A 5,432-nucleotide genomic window follows, 5' to 3' on the forward strand; every position below is an offset into this window, starting at 1 on the left:
GTGGCTGAGTGGCTGACTTAGAGGCTGCGGACCATCTCGACGTGCGGGATGTCCACTTCCTCGAACACCGGCCCGCGCGGCGCGAAGCCGGCCCGCGTGTAGAACGCCTCGGCCGAGGTCTGCGCATGCAGCACCGCCTCGCGGTAGCCCTGCTCGCGCGCCGCCCTCATCAGCGCATCGAGCACCGCGCGGCCGACGCCGCTGCCGCGCATCGCCTGCGTCACCGCCATGCGGCCGATCTTCGCGACGCCGGGCACGTGCTCCAGCAGCCGGCCGGTGGCGAGCGCCGCGCCGAAATGGTTGTACGCGACGGCGTGGATGCAGTCGGCATCGGCGTCGTCCCATTCGCGCTCCGGCGGGATCTTCTGCTCCTCGACGAACACCTCGGTGCGGATGCGCTGCGCATCGCGGCCGAGCTCCGACCAGGGGCCGACGCGCACCTCCACCATCGGCTTGCCGGCCTCGAAATCCTGCAGCAGCTCGCGCAGCTCCTGCGGCACCGGCTTCGAGCTGTGCGCGACCGGATCGGCGAACACGTAGACCAGCTCGGCACGGACCAGCAACTGGTCCTGGCGGAAAGCGGCCGCGCTGAACACCATCGACGAGGTGCCGATGCGCCCGCAGCGCACGCCGATGTCGAGCACGTCGTCGTAGCGCGCCGAGCCTTCGTACTCGAGCGTGGACTTGCGCACGAACAGGTCGCCGCCCAGGTAGTGCATCGTCGACGCGTACGGCATCGCGAGCGCGCGCCAGTAGCCGGCCACCGCAGTATCGAAGTACATCAGGTAGTGGCCGTTGAAGACGATCTGCTGCAGGTCGACCTCGGCCCAGCGCACGCGCAGCCGCTCGATGAATCGGAAATCGGTGCGTTTCATGACAGCAAGGCCTTCTTCAGTGCGGCGGCGATGGCGTCCTGCGCGGCGACGGCTTCATCGAGCTCGCGCGCCATCTTGATGAAATCGTGCGTGACGCCGCGGTACAGCTCCAGCTCGACGGCGACGCCGGCGGCGCGCAGCCGGTCGGCATAGGCCACGCCTTCGTCGACCAGCGGATCGCATTCGGCCAGCACCACGCAGGCCGGCGCGACGCCATCGAGGTCGGGTGCGTTCAGCGGGGCGAAGCGCCAGTCGCTGCGGTCCGCATGATCGATGTAGTGGCCGAAGAACCATTCGATGCCCTGGGCGTCGAGCAGGAAGCCTTCGCCGAACTCGCGATGCGACGGCGTGTCGGCGTACGCCGTCGTGCCGGGCGTGATCAGCACCTGCAGCGCGAGCGGCAAGCCGATGTCGCGCGCGTGGATCGCGCTGACGGCGACCAGCGTGCCGCCGGCGCTGTCGCCACCGACGGCCAGGCGGCGGGCATCGAGCCCCATCGTCTCGGCGCGCGCGGCCAGCCAGCCCAGCGCGGCCCAGGCGTCGTTCACCGCGGTCGGGAAGCGATGTTCCGGCGCGAGCCGGTAGTCGATCGCGACCACCGCGGTGCCGCTGCGCAGCGCGAGCTGGCGGCACAGGCTGTCGTGGGTTTCGAGGTTGCCGATCGTGAAGCCGCCGCCGTGCAGGTACATCATCAGCGGCAGCCGCTCGCTCGACGGTGCGTAGAGCCGGGCCCGCAACGGCGTGCCGTCGCTCGCCGGCAGCGTGAAATCCTCGACCCGCGCCAGCGGCGCGCGCGGTGGGTCGATGGTCTCGGCCGCCGCGGTGTAGACCTCGCGGGCCTGCGCGACCGGCATGGTGTGGAACGGAGGCCGCTTGGCGCGGCCGATGCGATACAGCAGGCTGCTCATCGCGGGGGTCAGGGGATGCGAGCTCACGGGGGGCGAGTGTGCCAGAGCATACTGGCCGATCCATCGCAACGCTCCGTTCCGCCATGGCCTTCATCTACTACCTCACGCAGATCCAGCTCGACTTCGGCGCGGTGAAGCTGCTGCCGGCCGAATGCGAGCGCATCGGCATCCGCAAGCCGCTGGTCGTCTCCGATGCCGGGGTGCGCGCGGCCGGTGTCCTCGATCAAGCCCTGGCCGCACTGGGCGCCCTGCCGCACGCGGTGTTCGACGGCACGCCGTTCAACCCGACCGAGGCGGCGGTGCGATCCGCGGTGCAGGTCTGGCGCGAGCACGGCTGCGACGGGCTGATCGCGGTCGGCGGCGGGTCGAGCATCGACCTGGCCAAGGGCGTCGCGATCGCCGCGACGCACGACGGCCCGATGAAGACCTACGCCACCATCGAAGGCGGCAGCACGAGGATCACCGACCGCGTCGCGCCGGTGATCGCCGTGCCGACCACGGCGGGCACCGGCAGCGAGGTCGCGCGCGGCGCGATCGTGATCGTCGACGACGGCCGCAAGCTCGGTTTCCACAACTGGAACCTGATGCCGCGCGCGGCCATCTGCGACCCGGCGCTGACGCTGGGCCTGCCGCCCTTGTTGACGGCCGCGACCGGCATGGACGCGATCGCGCATTGCCTGGAGACCTTCATGGCGCCGGCCGTGAATCCGCCGGCCGACGGCATCGCGCTCGACGGGCTGGAGCGCGGCTGGGGGCACATCGAGCGGGCCGTGCGCAACGGGCAGGACCGCGAGGCGCGCTGGAACATGATGAGCGCGAGCATGCAGGGTGCGATGGCGTTCCAGAAGGGATTGGGCTGCGTGCATTCGCTGAGCCACAGCCTGGGCGGCGTGAACCCGAAGCTGCACCACGGCACGCTGAACGCGATGTTCCTGCCGGCGGTGGTGCGCTTCAATGCCGGCGCCGAATCGATCGTGCGCGAGCGGCGGCTCGCGCGCATGGCGCATGCGATGGGCATCGGCCCGTGCGACTCGAAGGGCACCGAGGTGGCCGAGGCGATCCGCGAGATGAACGCGCGGCTCGGCCTGGCCCCGGGGCTGGCGGCCCTCGGCGTGACCGAGGACCTGTTCGAGCGCGTGATCGACGGCGCGATGGTCGACCACTGCCACAAGACGAACCCGCGCCTCGCGACGCGGGACGACTACCGCGAGATGCTCGCGGCGTCGATGTAGGTATCGCGCTTCAAGCCAGCCGCCGGTCGTAGAGCCAAGGCCGCAGCTTGGCCGCCCGGAGGCCCGCCGCATCGGGGTGCAGGGGATTGATCAGTACGTTGCAATCTTCCGGAACGATCACCGACGGCACGACCAGCAAGGCCGACGGCGCCGTGCGCAGCCAGGCATCGCCGATGTCGAGCGACACCTTGCCCTCCGGGATGGCACTCCAGCCCACCGGCAGTTCCGCTGCCGAGTACGCGTGACGGGCCGCCCACGCCGATGCCGGCACCTCGATGCGCACGAGGAAGCGGTTCAGCGGAAGGTCACTGGCATTCAGGTGCACCACCGTTTCCAGGCAGGCGAGTGAAGCGGTCGACGCCGCATAGACGAGCGGCCGGCCAGGCCGGTTCCAGCGGCCGCCGGTCTGCTCGGCGCCTTTGCCGCTCAGGTCGTGCGCCTCGTACTCGCGGGTGTCCGTGGCGATGCGCCACAGCACATGGGTCACGAATAGGCCCCGCTCTGCATCCGGGCGACCAGCTGGGAGACGAGCCACTGGCCTTCGGCGGTGTCCATCAGCTCGGCAGGGCGTTGCCCTCCCAGCGCCGACAGTGGCCGGTCCAGCCAGCCCGCCACCCAGGCTGCCGCGTCGAAGCCCGCCGCATCACCCGACTCATCGACCATCGCCTGCACCTGCCCCACCAGGCGGGCCATGCCCAGCACCTTCGATCCCTCATCGGGCGACAGCGGTTTGCGGTCGCGCGCCTTGCGGTCGATGGTGGCACGGGCCAGGCCGAGTGTGCCGATCAGCTTTTCCTTCGGCACCCCCATGCGCTTGGCGATGGCATCGACCACGCCGGCGGGCACCCCGCGCTTGACGATGCGCACCCGCTCCATCGCATCGGCCTGGAAGGCCTCGAGAAAGTCGGTCGTGACGAGCGCGGGCGGGGTCACCGGAAACGAGGCGCGAGCCGACGTGACCTTCACGGCCGGTCGACTCGCCGGCCGGGAGCGGGTTGAAGCGGTGCGCGTTTTTTCGACCATGACCCATCCTTTGAGCGGAAATTATCGCTCAAATGAGCGTTGTCATGGCCGCTTCTTCAGGCGTGTTCCTTCGTGTCGAAGAACTGCTCGTCTTCCGTGGAACCCTTCAAGGCCGCCGTCGACGCCTCGCGCTCGATCGTCGTCGTCACCGCATCGAAATACCCGGTGCCGACCTCGCGCTGGTGCTTCACCGCGGTGAAGCCCTTCTCGGCCGCGGCGAACTCGGCTTCCTGCAGCTCGACGAAGGCGCTCATGTTGTTGCGCGCATAGCCGTAGGCCAAGTTGAACATCGAGTAGTTCAGGCTGTGGAAGCCGGCCAGCGTGATGAACTGGAACTTGTAGCCCATCGCGCCGAGTTCGCGCTGGAACTTCGCGATCGTCGCGTCGTCCAGGTTCTTCTTCCAGTTGAAGCTCGGCGAGCAGTTGTAGGCCAACAGCTTGCCCGGGAACTTCCTGTGGATCGCATCGGCGAACGCCTTCGCGAACGCCAGGTCCGGCTTGCCGGTCTCGCACCAGATCATGTCGGCGTACTCGGCATAGGCCAGGCCGCGGCTGATGGATTGCTCCAGCCCGTTTCGGGTGCGGTAGAAGCCCTCGATGGTGCGCTCGCCGGTGGTGAACGGCTTGTCGTTGTCGTCGACGTCGCTCGTCACCAGGTCGGCCGCCTCGGCATCGGTGCGCGCCAGCAGCACGGTGGGCGTGCCCATCACGTCGGCCGCGAGGCGCGCCGCCACCAGCTTGGCCACCGCTTCGCGCGTCGGCACCAGCACCTTGCCGCCCATGTGGCCGCACTTCTTGACGGACGCGAGCTGGTCCTCGAAGTGCACGCCGGCGGCGCCCGCCTCGATCATCGACTTCATCAGYTCGAAGGCGTTCAGCRSGCCGCCGAAGCCGGCTTCGGCGTCGGCCACGATCGGTGCGAAGTAATCGCGGTAGTCGGCATCGCCCGGGCCCTTGCCCTCGGACCACTGGATCTGGTCGGCGCGCTGGAAGGTGTTGTTGATGCGGCGCACCACCATCGGCACCGAGTTCGCCGGGTACAGCGACTGGTCGGGGTACATCTCGCCGGCCAGGTTCGCGTCGCCGGCCACCTGCCAGCCGCTCAGGTAGACCGCCTTCAGCCCGGCCTTGACCTGCTGCATCGCCTGGTTGCCGGTCAGCGCGCCGAGCGAATTGATGAAGGGCTCGGTGTGGACCAGGTTCCACAGCTTCTCGGCACCGCGCTTGGCCAGCGTGTGCTCGATCTGCAGCGAGCCGCGCAGCCGCACGACGTCGGCCGCGCTGTAGCCGCGCTTGATGCCCTTCCAGCGCGGGTTCTCGGCCCAGTCTTTTTCGAGGGCGGCGATCTGTTGCTGACGGGTCGGTTGGCTCATGTCGGTCTCCGGAAGTGACGG

Annotated in this window: 6 protein-coding genes; 1 reads left to right on the forward strand and 5 read right to left on the reverse strand. The window is 69.3% G+C overall.

Annotated features, from left to right (window positions below):
• Nucleotides 1-17: 17 nt before the first annotated feature.
• Together AC1D15_RS16505 and AC1D15_RS16510 are read right to left on the reverse strand one after the other, a co-directional pair.
• Nucleotides 18-875: a YbgC/FadM family acyl-CoA thioesterase gene (locus tag AC1D15_RS16505; protein ID WP_477826817.1), complete on the reverse strand. Its 858-nt coding sequence runs from the start codon at nucleotides 873-875 to the stop codon at nucleotides 18-20.
• Entirely contained in the window at nucleotides 872-1,783 is a 912-nt protein-coding gene (locus AC1D15_RS16510) for an alpha/beta hydrolase (RefSeq protein ID WP_477826821.1), read from the reverse strand. The genes AC1D15_RS16505 and AC1D15_RS16510 overlap by 4 nt, the downstream gene beginning before the upstream one ends.
• 83 nt (nucleotides 1,784-1,866) lie before the next feature.
• Here AC1D15_RS16510 and AC1D15_RS16515 point away from each other — a divergent pair, with 83 nt between their 5' ends.
• Nucleotides 1,867-3,015, forward strand: coding sequence for an iron-containing alcohol dehydrogenase (locus tag AC1D15_RS16515; RefSeq protein ID WP_477826818.1), 1,149 nt, complete (start codon nucleotides 1,867-1,869; stop codon nucleotides 3,013-3,015).
• A gap of 10 nt (nucleotides 3,016-3,025) precedes the next feature.
• On the opposite strand, the gene AC1D15_RS16520 is transcribed toward AC1D15_RS16515, so the two are convergent.
• The 3 genes from AC1D15_RS16520 to aceA are packed head-to-tail and all read right to left on the reverse strand — an operon-like array spanning nucleotide 3,026 to nucleotide 5,411.
• Nucleotides 3,026-3,502, reverse strand: coding sequence for an RES family NAD+ phosphorylase (locus tag AC1D15_RS16520; RefSeq protein WP_477826819.1), 477 nt, complete (start codon nucleotides 3,500-3,502; stop codon nucleotides 3,026-3,028).
• On the reverse strand, nucleotides 3,499-4,038 hold the full coding sequence (locus AC1D15_RS16525) for an Xre family toxin-antitoxin system antitoxin (RefSeq protein ID WP_082004751.1): 540 nt from the start codon (nucleotides 4,036-4,038) through the stop codon (nucleotides 3,499-3,501). Before AC1D15_RS16525 ends, AC1D15_RS16520 begins: the two co-directional genes overlap by 4 nt.
• 56 nt (nucleotides 4,039-4,094) lie before the next feature.
• Nucleotides 4,095-5,411: an isocitrate lyase gene (gene aceA / locus AC1D15_RS16530; RefSeq protein WP_477826820.1), complete on the reverse strand. Its 1,317-nt coding sequence runs from the start codon at nucleotides 5,409-5,411 to the stop codon at nucleotides 4,095-4,097.
• Nucleotides 5,412-5,432: the final 21 nt, after the last annotated feature.

It is taken from the genome of Rhizobacter sp. P2_H2 (assembly GCF_056403375.1).